Genomic DNA, 15,657 nt, shown 5'->3' on the forward strand with positions numbered 1-15,657 from the left:
AGTTTTATCATGCCGCCTCGCCGCTATAACCCTGACTCCCGACGTGACGCGCTGTTGGAACGCATCAACCTGGATATCCCTGCCGCTGTCGCTCAGGCGCTGCGTGAAGATTTAGGCGGCGACGTTGATGCCAGGAACGATATCACTGCACAACTTTTGCCAGAGGATATGCGCTCCCACGCCACCGTGATTACCCGCGAAGAGGGCGTTTTTTGTGGAAAACGTTGGGTGGAAGAGGTCTTTATTCAACTTGCTGGCGATGATGTAAAAATCAGCTGGCACGTTGAAGATGGCGACAGCATTAAAGCGAATCAGCCATTGTTTGAACTGGACGGCCCCTCCCGCGTATTGCTGACCGGCGAACGCACTGCCCTTAACTTTGTGCAGACGTTGTCCGGCGTCGCCAGTGAAGTACGCCGCTACGTCGACCTGCTGACAGGGACAAAGACGCAGCTACTGGATACGCGTAAAACCCTGCCAGGGCTACGTACCGCGCTAAAATATGCCGTGCTGTGCGGCGGTGGCGCGAATCACCGTCTGGGACTTTCTGACGCTTTCCTGATTAAAGAAAATCACATTATTGCCTCTGGCTCGGTGCGTCAGGCCGTAGAGAAAGCCTTCTGGCTGCATCCGGACGTTCCTGTTGAAGTGGAAGTGGAAAGTCTGGATGAACTGGACGACGCGCTGAAAGCCGGGGCGGACATCATCATGCTCGACAATTTCGAGACCGACCAAATGCGCGAAGCGGTAAAACGGACCAACGGCCAGGCGCGTCTGGAGGTTTCAGGAAACGTCACCTATGAAACGCTGCGTGAATTTGCCGAAACCGGCGTGGATTTCATCTCCGTCGGTGCTCTGACCAAGCATGTGCGCGCGCTCGATCTCTCCATGCGTTTTCGTTAATTGCTCATGGTAATGCCCGATGGCGCTTCGCTTATCGGGCCTACAACCCCAGCCGGATAAAGCATTTACGCTGCCATCCGGCAGTTTCTTCGCATTCCCTCGCAAATACGTTGTCTGCTTGTGTAATTTCGTAAAAACCCTCTGAACCTGCCTTCCCGTTCTATTTTTTGCCCCTCGCCTAAGTACCTTCCGGTTTGCCACAGTAGCGTCAGCTAACTCAAGGAGCGAACTATGGACAAGCAACGAGGCTTCACGCTTATCGAACTGATGGTGGTCATTGGCATCATTGCCATTCTCAGCGCCATCGGTATTCCGGCTTATCAGAACTATCTACGTAAGGCGGCACTGACCGACATGCTGCAAACCTTTGTCCCCTATCGTACTGCTGTCGAGCTCTGCGCGCTGGAGCATGGTGGTACGGATACCTGTGATGCCGGGGCCAATGGTATTCCCTCTCCTGCCACCACGCGCTATGTCTCCGGCATGAGCGTCGAAAAAGGCGTCGTCAGCCTCACCGGGCAGGAAAGCCTCAACGGTCTGAGCGTCACCCTGACACCCAACTGGGACAATGCCAACGGTATTACCGGCTGGAGCCGTAATTGCAACATCCAAAATGACGGTGCTTTGCAGCAGGCCTGTGAAGACGTTTTCCGTTTTGATGCCAACTAAGGAACAAAGATGAATACCACGCAACTGACGGCACTATGCCAACGCTATCAAGGAATATTACTGGATGCAGACAATGACGTGGTTCACATCGCCGTCGTGGATGCGCCTTCCCACGAACTGCTGGATGCACTGCATTTTGCCACGACCAGACGCATCGACATCGTGTGCTGGACGCGCCAGCAAATGGAAGGTCATGCGCACAAACCGCGGCAAATGCTGCCAGCGGTCATCCCTGAAAGCAGCGCGACAGCAGCAGAATTACTCACACAGACGCTACAATCCGCGCTGGTAAAACGGGCATCTGATATTCACATTGAGCCCGCACAACATCACTATCGGATACGGCTACGCGTAGATGGCGTGCTGCACACGTTACCGGAGGTGTTGACGGAGAGGGGTATTGCGCTTACCGCAAGGTTAAAAGTGCTGGCCAGTCTGGACATTGCCGAGCACCGACTACCGCAGGATGGGCAATTTACCGTTGAGATTTCAGGTGCCCCCATCTCATTTCGCATTGCGACACTCCCCTGTCGCTACGGAGAAAAAGTGGTGTTACGCCTGCTGCATCAGGTTGAGCAGGCGTTGGAAATTAACGCGCTGGGTATGCAGGACGCGCAGATGGTCGCCTTTGCGCAAGCCTTACAGCAGCCTCAAGGGTTGATTCTGGTCACCGGTCCGACCGGAAGTGGCAAAACGGTCACGCTTTACAGCGCGCTACAAACCCGAAATACCCCGGAGGTGAATCTGTGTAGTGTAGAAGATCCGGTTGAGATCCCGATTGACGGGGTAAACCAGACGCAAATTCACCCACGCGCAGGCCTGACGTTTCAGGGTGTATTACGTGCACTGCTGCGCCAGGATCCCGACATTATTATGGTGGGTGAAATCCGCGACGGTGAAACAGCAGAGATCGCCCTTAAAGCCGCGCAAACCGGTCATCTGGTTCTTTCAACGCTGCATACTAACTCCACCAGTGAAACACTGGTACGCCTGCAGCAAATGGGCGTCGCCCGATGGATGATCGCCTCCGCGCTGACGCTGGTTATCGCCCAGCGATTAGTCAGAAAGCTGTGCCCCCATTGTCGGCAGCGCCTTGATGTCCCGGTCACGCTGCCAGCATCGCTCTGGCCCACGCCGCTTCCGCGCTGGCAGGCTCCAGGCTGCGAACACTGCTATCAGGGATTTTATGGCCGCACGGCGCTGTTTGAAGTTCTGCCCATCACACCCACAGTGCGCCAGCTCATCGCTAACGGTACCACTGCTGACATAGTGGAATCCGGCGCCCATCAGGCGGGAATGAATTCACTTTTCGAGAACGGATGTCAGGCGGTTGAAAGAGGGTTAACGACGTTTGAAGAGCTCATCCGTGTACTGGGCATGCCCCATGCCCGTTAAGCAACTCTGGCGATGGCAAGGCATAAACGCTCAGGGTCAGCCAGCAGAAGGGGCGCTATGGTCGGACGATCGCCCCTCGCTGGTCTATGCGCTGCAACAACTGCACATTACGCCAACTCGTATTAAGAGTATGCGTGTTAAAACCTCGCACTGGCGTAGAGAACAAAGCACGGAAGTCATACACCAGTTAGCCACATTACTGAAAGCAGGGTTGACGCTTTGCGACGGATTAACACTGCTTGCCGACCAGCATCCCAGCAATCAGTGGCAGGCACTACTGCGCTCGCTGGCTTACGACATGGAACAAGGTATGTCACTGTCCGCCTCGCTGTCGCGTTGGCAACACGTTTTTCCGCCACTTTACCAGGCGATGATTCGCACCGGAGAGCTTACCGGCAAACTGGACGTCTGCTGTTTTGAACTGGCCCGCCAGCAGACACAACAGCAGCAGCTGACCGATAAAGTTAAAAAAGCACTGCGTTACCCAGTCATCATTCTCACCATGGCGGTAATGGTCGTCATCGCGATGCTGCACTTTGTACTACCTGAATTTGCCGCCATCTATCGTACGTTCAACACCCCGCTACCGGCGTTAACGCAGGGGATTATGACCCTTGCCCATTACAGCAGTCGATGGGGATGGATGATCGGATTACTCGGCCTGGTGCTGGGGGTGACATATAGCCTGATACAGCAAAAACCGTCCTGGCTTATTCTGCGTCAGCGTTTTTTGCTGCGCTGTCCGGTTATGGGACCGCTGGTCAGGGGCCAAAAACTCACGCAGATCTTCACCGTTCTGGCGTTGACGCAAAACGCGGGAATTCCCTTTCTACAAGGTCTGGAGAGCGTAGCGGAAACCCTCGCCTGCCCTTTCTGGTCACAACGATTAGCGCAGGTACACCGAGACATCAGTGCCGGAAAACCGGTCTGGCAAGGGCTGAAAAATGCAGGAGAATTTAGTCCACTGTGTTTACAGCTGGTGAGAACCGGTGAAGCTTCCGGCTCGCTGGATGCGATGTTGCATAATTTGGCCCGGCATCATAGCGAAAACACAATGTCTCAGGCCGAGAATCTGGCTGCGCTGCTTGAGCCTGCATTGCTTGTGATTACGGGATTAATTATCGGCACGCTGGTAGTGGCGATGTATTTACCGATTTTTCATCTGGGAGATGCGATGAGCGGAATGGGGTAAATTCAGATGCCGGATGGCGGCGTAAACGCCTTATCCGGCCTACGAAAATCATGAACGTAGGCCTGATAAGCTGAGCGCCATCAGGCATTTTACAGCGTGCTATGTGTTCTTACAGGCTATTGAAAATACGGTTTTCTTGTTCCTGCACACGAATAAAGGTTGTACGTTTGGTCAACTCTTTCAGACGAGACGCGCCGACGTAAGTGCAGGCAGAACGCAGGCCGCCGAGGATATCACGGGCGGTATTCTCAACCGGACCGCGCAGTGGCAGCTTAACGGTTTTACCTTCTGCTGCACGGTACTGGGCAACACCACCCACGTGACGCGTCATGGCGGACTCAGAGCTCATACCGTAGAACAGCATAAATTTCTCACCGTTCTCTTCCACCACTTTACCGCCGCTTTCTTCGTGACCGGCCAGCATACCACCCAGCATGACGAAGTCTGCACCGCCGCCAAACGCTTTTGCCACGTCACCCGGCATCGTGCAACCGCCATCGCTGACAATCATACCGCCCAGACCGTGTGCAGCATCCGCACATTCGATAACCGCTGACAGCTGCGGATAGCCCACGCCGGTTTTTACTCGTGTGGTACAAACAGAACCAGGACCAATACCGACTTTGACGATATCCGCGCCAGAAAGCACCAGCTCTTCACACATTTCACCGGTCACCACATTACCGGCACAGATTGTTTTCGTCGGCCATGCTTCGCGTGCTTTCGACACAAACTGAACGAAATGCTCTGAGTAGCCATTTGCCACATCAATGCAAATGAAGTTCAGCGCAGGATTCAGCGCCAGAATTTGTTTGGTTTTTTCGAAATCGGTGTCAGATGTCCCAGTCGAAACCATCACGTGTTTGATGACATCAGCAGATGCATTCGCAACGAAAGCAGACCAGTCTTCTACGGAATAGTGTTTATGTACAGCAGTCAGAATGTCGAAAGAGGCAAGCGCGGTTGCCATAGCAAACGTTCCGACAGTGTCCATATTTGCGGCGATGATTGGCACGCCGGACCATTTCTGACCTGAATGTTTAAAGGTAAATTGACGTTCCAGCTCAACATCGGAACGGCTTTTGAGAGTAGAACGCTTAGGGCGGATAAGAACGTCTTTGAAACCTAACTTCAGATCTTCTTCGATACGCATGTGCGGATTCCTGGGGTTAATGGCGAAAAATCGAAACTCACAACTCCAGTGACGCTATCATACGCACTAATCAATACCGCGCAAGACTGCGAAATTCTCTTTTTTTACGCTACAATCCCATAAATTTACCTGGCGCAGAGTAGGTCAATCCTGCAGCAGCCTCGCCTTCGCATGCTTAACTTTTAACTGTTTGATAATCAAACTTAAACTCCAGGATCCGGATCTATGAGGTATACGGTAGCCTTAACTGGCGGTATTGGCAGTGGTAAAAGTACCGTTGCCAATGCGTTCGCTGACCTCGGAATAAACGTGATTGACGCCGATATTATTGCGCGTCAAGTTGTTGAGCCTGGTACGCCTGCCCTTAACGCGATTGCTGAACATTTTGGCAGTGAACTCATCGCCGCAGATGGCACGTTGCAACGGCGAATTTTACGCGAACGTATTTTTTCCGATCCTGATGAAAAATCCTGGCTGAACGCCCTGCTCCATCCACTGATTCAACAGGAAACTCAGCGCCAGTTTCAGCAAGCGACATCTCCTTATCTGTTATGGGTTGTCCCCCTGCTGGTTGAAAACTCACTGTACAAAAAGGCCAATCGCGTACTCGTGGTGGATGTTACTCCCGAGACCCAGCTCAGACGAACCATGCAGCGTGATGATGTGACACGCGAACATGTTGAACAAATTTTGGCAGCCCAGGCAACACGTGAAGCTCGTCTTGCCGTGGCTGACGATGTTATTGATAATAATGGCGCACCGGATGCCATCACCTCGGATGTCGCCCGCCTGCACGCGCGCTATTTGCACTGCGCGTCGCAGTTTGTCTCACAGGAAAAACCGTAATGCACACCCAGGTCCTTTTTGAACACCCTCTCAATGAGAAGATGCGTACATGGCTGCGCATTGAGTTTCTGACTCAGCAACTCTCCGTTAACTTACCCATTGCCGATTATGCAGGCGCACTGCATTTTTTTAGAAATATTGGGGATTTACTGGATGTATTTGAACGCGGCGAAGTCCGTACCGAACTCCTCAAGGAACTGGAACGACAACAGCGTAAACTTCAGGCCTGGGTTGAAGTTCCCGGCGTCGATCAAAGCAGAATAGATGCCCTGCGCCAGCAGTTAAAAAGCGCAGGCAGCGTTTTAATTTCAGCACCGCGTATTGGACAAACACTACGTGAAGATCGCCTGATTGGTCTTGTACGCCAGCGTTTAAGTATTCCTGGTGGATGCTGCAGTTTTGATTTGCCAACTCTGCATATCTGGCTGCATCTGCCTCAGTCGCAGCGAGATGTGCAGGTTGAAAACTGGCTTGCCAGCCTGAATCCACTGACTCAGGCGCTGACGCTGGTTCTGGATCTAATCCGTAATTCGGCACCGTTCCGTAAGCAAACTAGCCTGAACGGTTTTTACCAGGATAACGGTGACGATGCGGATTTGCTACGTTTGCATCTGCCGCTTGATTCACAGCTCTACCCGCAGATATCCGGTCATAAAAGCCGTTTTGCCATTCGTTTTATGCCGCTGGATAGCGAAAATGGCCAGGTACCAGAACGCCTCGATTTTGACCTGGCGTGCTGTTAAGGAGTAAACATGTCTGAACAAACCATCGTCAACTGCCCAACCTGTGGTAAACCCGTCGTCTGGGGGGACGTGAGTCCGTTTCGCCCATTTTGCTGTAAACGCTGTCAGTTAATCGATTTGGGCGAATGGGCCGCAGAAGAGAAGCGTATTCCCAGCTCCGGCGACTTATCAGAAAGCGATGACTGGAGTGAAGAGCAGAAGTAATTCTGCTAAAGCGTAGGCCGGATAAGGCAACGCCGCATCCGGCATTTTTATGCCATTCTGCCGGATGACGCTGCGCTTATCAGGCCTACGAATACCGTTCATTATCCCGCAATCAGCTTGTTAATCACCGGTTCATTGGCCGGCGGAAAATCCTCTGCATTCAGTGCAGACTGCGCAACCCACTGCGCCGGTTGCCCCTCTTTACCCCATGGCTCACCTTCCCAGCTGTCGACCAGCCAGAACCACAGCGTGATGTGTCGGTCCGGGAACGCGTACTCCAGCTTTTCGAACAGCGTACTATGAACGGGTGTAATCCCGACTTCTTCCTGTAGCTCTCGAATCAGCGCCTGCTCAGGGGTTTCGCCTGCTTCAATTTTGCCACCGGGGAATTCCAGCTTATTCGCCATGTGGGCATCCGCGGCACGCTGAGTAATAAAAATCTCTTTTTGCTGATTACGAATAATCCCAACGGCAATTTGCAGTATTTTCATTTTGTTTATCCATAAAAAAGGCGCAGAATTCTGCGCCTTTTCAGTGAGTTATTTGCTTAGCTCAATCGACCATGGCACTGCTTGAATTTTTTACCGGAACCGCAAGGGCACGGATCGTTACGACCGACTTTACGATCGCCGGTCTGCGCAGCAAGTTCTTCTGCTACAGCAGATTCATCATCTTTGTGGCTCAGTTGCTGCATCTGCGCTAAACGCTCAGCATCTTCGCGACGCTGCTGCTCCATTGCTTCGACTTCTTCAGGCATACGCACCTGAACTTTGCTCAGAGTACTGATCACTTCATATTTCAGCGACTCCAGCATCGATGCAAACATAGAGAAGGATTCACGCTTGTATTCCTGCTTCGGATCTTTCTGCGCATAACCACGCAGGTGAATACCCTGACGCAGGTAGTCCATTGCTGCCAGGTGCTCTTTCCACAGGGAATCGAGGGTTTGCAGCATCACGCCTTTTTCGAAGTGGCGCATCATTTCTGCGCCCACAACCTCTTCTTTACGCTGATACACTTCAATGGCGTTAGCCAGAATACGTTCACGCAGCGTCTCTTCATGCAGCTCAGGTTCTTTATCCAGCCACTCTGAAATCGGCATCTCGAGGTCGAAATCGTTTTTCAAACGTTCTTGCAGGCCCGGAATATCCCACATTTCTTCCAGCGACTGAGGCGGAATATAGGCATCAATAGTGACTTTGAAGACGTCTTCACGGATGCTGTTAATCGTTTCGCTAACGTCAGTCACATCCAGCAGTTCGTTACGCTGGGTGTAGATGGCGCGACGCTGATCGTTGGCAACGTCATCGTATTCCAGCAGCTGTTTACGAATATCGAAGTTGCGGCTTTCTACTTTACGCTGCGCGTTGGCGATGGCTTTGGTTACCCACGGGTGCTCGATCGCTTCGCCCGGCTTCATACCCAGTTTACGCATCATTCCTGACACACGGTCAGAGGCAAAAATACGCATCAACGCATCTTCCATCGACAGGTAGAAACGAGAAGAACCCGCATCCCCCTGACGGCCAGAACGACCACGCAGCTGGTTATCGATACGACGAGATTCGTGACGTTCGGTACCAATGATGTGTAAACCACCGGAGGCTAATACCGCGTCGTGACGCACCTGCCAGTCGGCTTTAATCTGCGCGATTTGCTCTTCGGTCGGGTTCTCCAGCTCGGCAACTTCTGCCTGCCAGCTCCCGCCCAGCACGATATCCGTACCACGACCCGCCATGTTGGTGGCGATGGTCACGGCTGACGGATAACCCGCCTGTGCAACGATCGCCGCTTCGTTGGCGTGGAACTTGGCATTCAGCACGTTGTGCTTAATACCGGCTTTGGTTAGCTCGTTAGAAACCACTTCAGATTTTTCGATGGAGATAGTCCCCACCAGCACCGGCTGACCGTTAGCGGTACGCTCTTTAATATCTTCAATAATAGCCTGAATTTTTTCCGCTTCAGTCATGTACACCAGATCCGGTAAATCCTTACGGATCATCGGACGGTTGGTCGGCACGACAACGGTATCCAGTTTGTAGATAGAGCTGAACTCAAACGCTTCGGTATCCGCTGTACCGGTCATACCGGCCAGTTTTTCGTACAAACGGAAGTAGTTCTGGAAGGTGATGGATGCCAGCGTCTGGTTTTCATTCTGGATATCCACGCCTTCTTTCGCTTCAACGGCCTGGTGCAGGCCATCGGACCAGCGACGGCCCTGCATGGTACGTCCGGTGTGTTCGTCGACAATGATAACTTCGCCGTCTTTCACAATGTAATCAACATCGCGAGTAAACAGGACGTGCGCGCGCAGCGCGGCGGTTACGTGATGCATCAGCATAATGTTGCCCGGAGAGTACAGTGACTCGCCTTCATCCATAATGCCTTCATTCACCAGCAGTTCTTCGATCAGTACCAGACCTCGTTCGGTCAGGTTCACCTGACGCGCCTTCTCATCGACAGAGAAGTGGCCTTCGCCCTGGAAGGTGTCAGAATCGTCTTTCTCCTGACGCACCAGATGCGGGATGATTTTGTTCACTTTTTTATACATTTCCGAGCTGTCTTCAGCCGGGCCGGAAATGATCAGCGGCGTACGCGCTTCATCGATCAGGATGGAGTCAACTTCATCCACCAGCGCATAGTGCAGTTTACGTTGAACGCGCTCTTCCGGGCTAAACGCCATGTTGTCGCGCAGGTAGTCAAAACCGTATTCGTTGTTGGTACCGTAGGTGATATCGGCGGCATAGGCTTCACGCTTAGCAGGCGCGGGCAGGCCAGACATGTTGATCCCTACGGTCATACCGAGGAACTCGAACAGTGGGCGGTTATTCTCGGCATCACGCTGTGCCAGATAGTCGTTGACGGTCACCACGTGTACGCCTTTACCGCTTAACGCGTTCAGGTATGCCGGCAGCGTCGCGGTCAACGTTTTACCTTCACCGGTACGCATCTCTGCGATGCAGCGCTCGTTGAGCACCATACCGCCCAGCAGCTGCACGTCGAAGTGGCGCATACCAAATACGCGTTTACTCGCTTCACGTACCACCGCGAATGCTTCAGGGATCAGGCTCTCAACGGTCGCGCCTTTTTCCAGACGCGCGCGGAACTCAGCGGTCTTCGCTTTCAGTTCATCATCGGAGAGTTTTTCCATCTCCGGTTCCATGGCATTGATGACGTTGACCACTTTGCGCATACGACGCAGTGTACGTTCGTTACGACTACCGAATACTTTTGTTAATAATTTGATTAGCATAATAAAATCTCAAACGCCCCGCAGCGCGGAGTCAAAAATTATAGTTGGAAGGTTCTTTTTTTAGCTGAGGCGTTGAGGACCGGCGCGGATCCCCTGCAGCTGGCTTATCCAGACAGGAACGCTAAACGCGGCTTGAGAAGTAAAATGGGCATACGTCACGCGACTTACGGTCGCCGGCGGGTTGCCTTCCTGCGTCAGCATCGCGCTGAGCGTATTCAGTAAAGCAAGATGATGCGCCTGATTCGGCAATGGATCTTCGGCAACGGGTAACGCCTGAGGAGCCATGGCAAAAGAAAGGTGGCGGATAACCGTACGAATAGCATGCTGATGCCAGTAATCGACGGTAAAATTCGGGCGACGATTGCTCGCCTCCAGCAACGCCAATTGGCTAAAATTGACCTTAGCTGATTGATCGTGATTACGGGTGGTCGCCTTGGCGGGGGTATTCGGTTCAGCGGCATTACCAATCGCGGGCAGGCCAAAACTCGCCGCGACCATCCCCAATAAGAGATGCGGCCAGAAGTACCGTCTGCCTAACTGTCGCCAGCGCGTCAGTATTCCACTCACGTTTTTGCCACCTGATATACCCTGCATTTGGGGTTATAAATTCAAAACGATTTTTGCGCACGGATCTTATCATTAAAGCGACCGCTCCACAGCAGTAATGACAACCCGCCATGGGAAAATATGCTCAACAAAGCAGCGATCGCACACTATTTTAACGTTACGGCAGGGAAAAGTTTGCGTTGAGAAAGGCTACGTTAGTGAGTATATAAAAAAAACGACTGGCTTACCTGGCCGGAGAGAGTACCAGATTTACCAGTCGAATTTTGCGACAACGGGTGTCGTTACGCCAGTACGGTCGAAGGTGCTTTGAACGCCAGCGGCAGTTCTGCATCGTCCTGGAAGGTCACAAATTCCCAAGCTTCCTGTTTTGCCAGGACAGCCTGCAACAATTTATTATTCAATGCATGACCGGATTTATACGCGGTGAATGCACCAATAATGTTGTGACCACACATGAACAAGTCACCAATCGCGTCGAGCATTTTGTGACGAACGAATTCATCTTCAAAACGCAGGCCGTCTTCGTTCAATACGCGATAATCGTCAACAACGATGGCACAATCGAAGCTACCGCCCAGGCACAGGCCACGGGACTGCAGATATTCGATATCACGCATGAAGCCGAAAGTACGCGCACGGCTAATCTGGCGCATAAACGCATCCGCAGAGAAGTTCATCGCATAGCGCTGGGTGCTGGAATCAATCGCCGGATGGTTAAAGTCGATGGTAAAGTCCAACGAGAAACCATTGTACGGTTTGAATTCAGCCCACTTGTCGCCATCTTCGACACGAACGGTCTCTTTGATGCGTACAAATTTTTTGGCGCAGTTCAGTTCTTCAATACCTGCGTCAAGCAGCAGGTAAACGAACGGAGCAGCACTGCCATCCATGATCGGGATTTCCGGGGCATTAACCTCAATAACGATGTTATCGATGCCTAAGCCCGCCAGAGCAGCGTTGAGGTGCTCAACGGTTGAAATCCGTACATCATGCTCATTGACCAGACACGTACAGAGCATGGTATCACGCACAGATTTGGCATCGGCCGGGAAATCTACCGGAGGATTCAAGTCGGTGCGACGATAGATGACCCCGGTGTTGGCCGGCGCAGGGCGTAATGTCAGGGTGACTTTTTTGCCGGTATGCAAACCGACGCCAGTCGCCTGAACGATACGTTTAAGAGTCCTTTGTTTGATCATCGTATAATCTCGCCAAATTACCTATCCAACCGAAGTGTACTATACATTCGGTGGGCCAGTTTAGCACAAAGAGGCACAATTCCCAAATTCCAGCTAATTCTTAATCAGCTTGCTTACGCAGGAATGCGGGGATATCCAGATAATCCGGCTCTTTGGTGGTCTGCGGCGTATTGTCGTTGACCACTTTTGCTACCGGTTTCTGCTCTTGCGTCAACGGCGCCATACCGTGCTGCTGGTAACGATCCATTACCGGCTGCTGTACCTGCTTGTTGGTCACCAGAGTGATTTCCGGACGCTTGTCCATACCAATTCCAGTGGCCACCACGGTGACGCGCAGTTCGTCGTTCATATCCGGGTCCAGAGAGGTACCGATAACCACGGTCGCGTTATCCGAAGCAAATGCACGGATGGTGTTGCCGACGGTTTCGAACTCATCCAGACGCAGGTCGAAGCCCGCAGTGATGTTGACCAGCACGCCGCGTGCGCCAGACAGATCGATGTCTTCCAGCAGCGGAGAAGAGATCGCCATTTCAGCGGCTTCTTCTGCACGGTCTTCACCGCTCGCCACGCCAGAGCCCATCATCGCGTAGCCCATTTCGGACATCACGGTGCGTACGTCTGCAAAGTCAACGTTCATCAGACCCGGACGGGTGATCAGCTCAGCGATACCCTGAACCGCGCCTTTCAGCACGTCGTTCGCTGCGCCAAACGCGTCCAGCAGTGAAATACCGCGACCCAATACTTTCAGCAGTTTGTCGTTCGGGATAGTGATCAGAGAGTCCACATGTTTGGACAGCTCGGTGATACCCTGCTCCGCGAATGCCATACGCTTCTTGCCTTCAAAGTTGAAAGGCTTAGTCACGACAGCAACGGTCAGAATACCTAAATCTTTTGCTACTTCAGCAACCACTGGCGCTGCACCGGTACCGGTACCGCCGCCCATACCTGCTGCGATGAACACCATGTCTGCGCCGTCAAGCGCTGCACGCAGAGCTTCACGATCTTCATCAGCCGCATTGCGACCGACTTCCGGGTTTGCACCCGCGCCCAGACCTTTGGTAATACCGCTACCAATCTGAATGGTCTGTCCAACCGCAGTCTTACGCAACGCCTGAGCGTCGGTATTCACCGCGAAGAATTCAACACCTTCGATGCGCTCGCGCACCATGTGTTCAACGGCATTACCGCCGCCGCCACCGACGCCGATGACTTTAATCACCGCGTCGTTGGTTAGTTCCATAGGTTCAAACATAGTTTCTCTCTCCGTTTTACACTTCATCCTTCAAGCCGCCTCTTTGTTGGCTGCCTTCACTCACTCCCGTCACATAGTAAACTATGCTCCAGGTGATTCGCTCAGTTGCCGCCGCGATGCAACTTGAATGATGTTGTGTATGTGCCTGTCGCCTGAGACCGTAATTGTTGCCGGTCTCATAAAAATTAAAACTCTTTTCGCAGCCAACTGTTGAGTCGTTTGATCCACGATCCAACCGATGCTGTTACACGTTTTTCAACTTCAGCCTCACCACTCAAATGGGATTCTTTCCCGTAGTGAAGCAACCCCACTGCCGTTGAATAATACGGCTCTTGGGCATAATCTGTCAGACCGGTAATGTTCAGCGGTGCACCAATTCGCACCTGCGTGTGGAACACGCGTTGAGCGCAGGCCGCAAGGCCTTCAATTTGTGCCGCACCACCGGTTAATACAATCCCCGCCGCCAGATGATGTTTCACACCCTGCTGGCGAAGCTGTTCCTGTAATTGCAAAATCTCTTCGTTGACCAGGTTGAGCAGCTCGGTATAACGCGGCTCAATCACCTCTGCCAGGGTCTGACGCTGCAGACTGCGCGGCGGACGACCGCCCACGCTTGGCACCTCAACGCTTTCATCTTTACCGACGATAGATCCCAGCGCGCAGCCATGGCGCACTTTGATGGCTTCGGCATCGCTCGGCGGCGTACCAAAGGCATACGCGATATCGCTGGTTACCACATTCCCTGCGTAAGGGATCACTTTGGTGTGGCGCAACGCGCCGCCAGTATAAACGGCGATATCCATTGTACCACCACCAATATCGACTACGCAGACACCCAGCTCACGTTCGTCTTCCGTCAAGACAGAATAACTGGCTGCCAACCCGGCAAATATGAGTTGGTCAACTTTCAGGCCACAACGTTCAACAGCTTTAACAATATTCTTCGCCATGTCGTTGTGGCAGGTAATCAGATGCACTTTAGCCTGCATGCGTACGCCGGAAAGCCCTACCGGATTTTTAATGCCTTCCTGGTAGTCAATGGCGTATTCCTGCGGAATGACATGCAGAACACGATGCTCATCGCGTACGCGTACGGATTTCGCCGTATGCACCACGTTCTCTACGTCTTCCTGTGTCACTTCCTCTTCGGAAATGGGCACCATACCAATTTCATTCTGACAGCTAATATGTTTACCAGAAAGCGCCAGATACACCGAGGAAATCTGGCAATCCGCCATCAGTTCAGCCTGGTCAATGGCGCGCTGTACGCATTTCACCACTGACTCAAGGTCATTCACCCCGCCTTTATCCATACCTCGCGATGGGCAACTGCCCACGCCAATGATATTGACCATACCGTCGGGCAGAACTTCCCCTACTAAAGCGGCTACCTTCGCGGTGCCTATCTCCAGTCCAACTACCAGTTTTCTGTCCGTCGCCTTGATCATTGTTGTTCTGCCTGTGCCTGATTCTGTTGCTGATTAGATTCCTCAGGAGGCAAGGGAACCCAGCCTACTGCCGCTCCTGAGTCATAACGCAAATCAACGTAGCTAATCCTTTTGCCATCGGTTTGCGCCTGCTGCTGTAAAACCGGGTAGAGTTCCACAAAGCGAGCCAAACGTTTTATCGTGTCGCCCCTGCCCAGATTCAGCTTAATATCGTTATTCAGCGTCAACTGCCAGGAACGACGCGCGGTCATTGCCGCTTCCTTCAGGGTGAATCTGTCCTTAGCCAGCACCTGCCCCATATCGCGGAACCCTTGCAGCACTTCACTTGCGCTACCTTCCGGGCCATACAACATCGGTAATACCTGCTTGTTGGAGCGACCCGTCGGTATGCTGAACGTATTTCCGTCTGCATCGACCATATGCTGATCATTCCAACGCGCTATTGGCACATATTCAACCAGATGAATCTTCAATTCATCAGGCCATTGCTTCCTGACGCTCGCCTGTTTAATCCATGGCAGGCGTTCAATCTGGCTCTGGATGATGTTGACATCCTGAGTCATAAAGGTTCCTGGTGCGCCCAGCGCCAGGATGGACTGACGAATATCATCGTTGCGCGTGTAGTGACGCTCGCCGGTCAAAACCAGTTTTGACAACGGCAAACGCTGCGCATCTTCCATCCATCCCAACACTACCCAGCCGCTGACAAACACGGTGCACAGCACTGTCAGCAGGAAAATAATTCCTGCAAGACGCGTTCCATTGTTGCGGCGTGAGGAGAGAGCTTCTTCTTCATCATCACCGTTTCGCGTGTTCAGCGCAGCCTGCGACAT

Annotated in this window: 15 protein-coding genes; 7 read left to right on the plus strand and 8 right to left on the minus strand. The window is 52.6% G+C overall.

Features of this window, described 5'->3' with window-relative positions; translation table 11 throughout:
• Positions 1–9: 9 nt before the first annotated feature.
• The 4 genes from nadC to hofC all read left to right on the plus strand — a co-directional run bounded on the left by nadC (position 10) and on the right by hofC (position 4,159).
• Positions 10–903 carry a carboxylating nicotinate-nucleotide diphosphorylase gene (nadC, locus tag FCH32_RS07830; protein WP_115259996.1) on the plus strand — a complete coding sequence of 298 codons (894 nt, stop codon included), beginning with the start codon at positions 10–12 and terminating at the stop codon, positions 901–903.
• Positions 904–1,134: 231 nt separating this feature from the next.
• The gene (ppdD, locus tag FCH32_RS07835; protein ID WP_115259446.1) at positions 1,135–1,572 is read left to right on the plus strand and encodes a prepilin peptidase-dependent pilin; all 438 of its coding nucleotides are present in this window, start codon (positions 1,135–1,137) and stop codon (positions 1,570–1,572) included.
• A gap of 9 nt (positions 1,573–1,581) precedes the next feature.
• Positions 1,582–2,967, plus strand: a complete 1,386-nt coding sequence (gene gspE, locus FCH32_RS07840) for a type II secretion system protein GspE (protein WP_137362002.1) — start codon at positions 1,582–1,584, stop codon at positions 2,965–2,967.
• The gene (hofC, locus tag FCH32_RS07845; RefSeq protein WP_174360719.1) at positions 2,957–4,159 is read left to right on the plus strand and encodes a protein transport protein HofC; all 1,203 of its coding nucleotides are present in this window, start codon (positions 2,957–2,959) and stop codon (positions 4,157–4,159) included. Before gspE ends, hofC begins: the two co-directional genes overlap by 11 nt.
• Positions 4,160–4,268: 109 nt before the next feature.
• Here the strand turns inward: hofC and FCH32_RS07850 are convergent, their stop codons facing one another.
• A complete protein-coding gene (locus FCH32_RS07850; RefSeq protein WP_115259449.1) occupies positions 4,269–5,312 on the minus strand; it encodes a GMP reductase in 1,044 nt (347 codons plus the stop codon).
• Positions 5,313–5,537: 225 nt separating this feature from the next.
• On the opposite strand from FCH32_RS07850, the gene coaE reads away from it, so the two are divergent.
• The 3 genes from coaE to yacG are packed head-to-tail and all read left to right on the plus strand — an operon-like array spanning position 5,538 to position 7,105.
• Positions 5,538–6,158, plus strand: a complete 621-nt coding sequence (coaE, locus tag FCH32_RS07855; protein ID WP_135912586.1) for a dephospho-CoA kinase — start codon at positions 5,538–5,540, stop codon at positions 6,156–6,158.
• The gene (zapD, locus tag FCH32_RS07860) at positions 6,158–6,901 is read left to right on the plus strand and encodes a cell division protein ZapD (protein ID WP_115259451.1); all 744 of its coding nucleotides are present in this window, start codon (positions 6,158–6,160) and stop codon (positions 6,899–6,901) included. The genes coaE and zapD overlap by 1 nt, the downstream gene beginning before the upstream one ends.
• Before the next feature lie 9 nt (positions 6,902–6,910).
• A complete protein-coding gene (yacG, locus tag FCH32_RS07865) occupies positions 6,911–7,105 on the plus strand; it encodes a DNA gyrase inhibitor YacG (RefSeq protein ID WP_115259452.1) in 195 nt (64 codons plus the stop codon).
• 101 nt (positions 7,106–7,206) lie between these two features.
• On the opposite strand, the gene mutT is transcribed toward yacG, so the two are convergent.
• The 7 genes from mutT to ftsQ form a co-directional block, all read right to left on the minus strand.
• Positions 7,207–7,596 carry an 8-oxo-dGTP diphosphatase MutT gene (gene mutT, locus FCH32_RS07870; protein ID WP_115259453.1) on the minus strand — a complete coding sequence of 130 codons (390 nt, stop codon included), beginning with the start codon at positions 7,594–7,596 and terminating at the stop codon, positions 7,207–7,209.
• Positions 7,597–7,652: 56 nt separating this feature from the next.
• Entirely contained in the window at positions 7,653–10,358 is a 2,706-nt protein-coding gene (secA, locus tag FCH32_RS07875; protein ID WP_137399712.1) for a preprotein translocase subunit SecA, read from the minus strand.
• 60 nt (positions 10,359–10,418) lie between these two features.
• Entirely contained in the window at positions 10,419–10,925 is a 507-nt protein-coding gene (gene secM / locus FCH32_RS07880) for a secA translation cis-regulator SecM (RefSeq protein ID WP_115259455.1), read from the minus strand.
• 281 nt (positions 10,926–11,206) lie between these two features.
• Complete coding sequence (lpxC, locus tag FCH32_RS07885) at positions 11,207–12,124, minus strand: UDP-3-O-acyl-N-acetylglucosamine deacetylase (RefSeq protein WP_045439825.1); 918 nt, start codon at positions 12,122–12,124, stop codon at positions 11,207–11,209.
• A 100-nt stretch (positions 12,125–12,224) separates the two neighbouring features.
• Positions 12,225–13,376, minus strand: a complete 1,152-nt coding sequence (gene ftsZ, locus FCH32_RS07890; RefSeq protein WP_003018753.1) for a cell division protein FtsZ — start codon at positions 13,374–13,376, stop codon at positions 12,225–12,227.
• A 185-nt stretch (positions 13,377–13,561) separates the two neighbouring features.
• Positions 13,562–14,824 (minus strand): cell division protein FtsA, encoded by a 1,263-nt coding sequence (ftsA, locus tag FCH32_RS07895; protein ID WP_003018755.1) that lies wholly within the window; start codon positions 14,822–14,824, stop codon positions 13,562–13,564.
• On the minus strand, positions 14,821–15,657 hold the full coding sequence (ftsQ, locus tag FCH32_RS07900) for a cell division protein FtsQ (RefSeq protein ID WP_096758299.1): 837 nt from the start codon (positions 15,655–15,657) through the stop codon (positions 14,821–14,823). Before ftsQ ends, ftsA begins: the two co-directional genes overlap by 4 nt.

This window comes from Citrobacter gillenii (genome assembly GCF_013337685.1).
GTDB lineage: Bacteria > Pseudomonadota > Gammaproteobacteria > Enterobacterales > Enterobacteriaceae > Citrobacter > Citrobacter gillenii.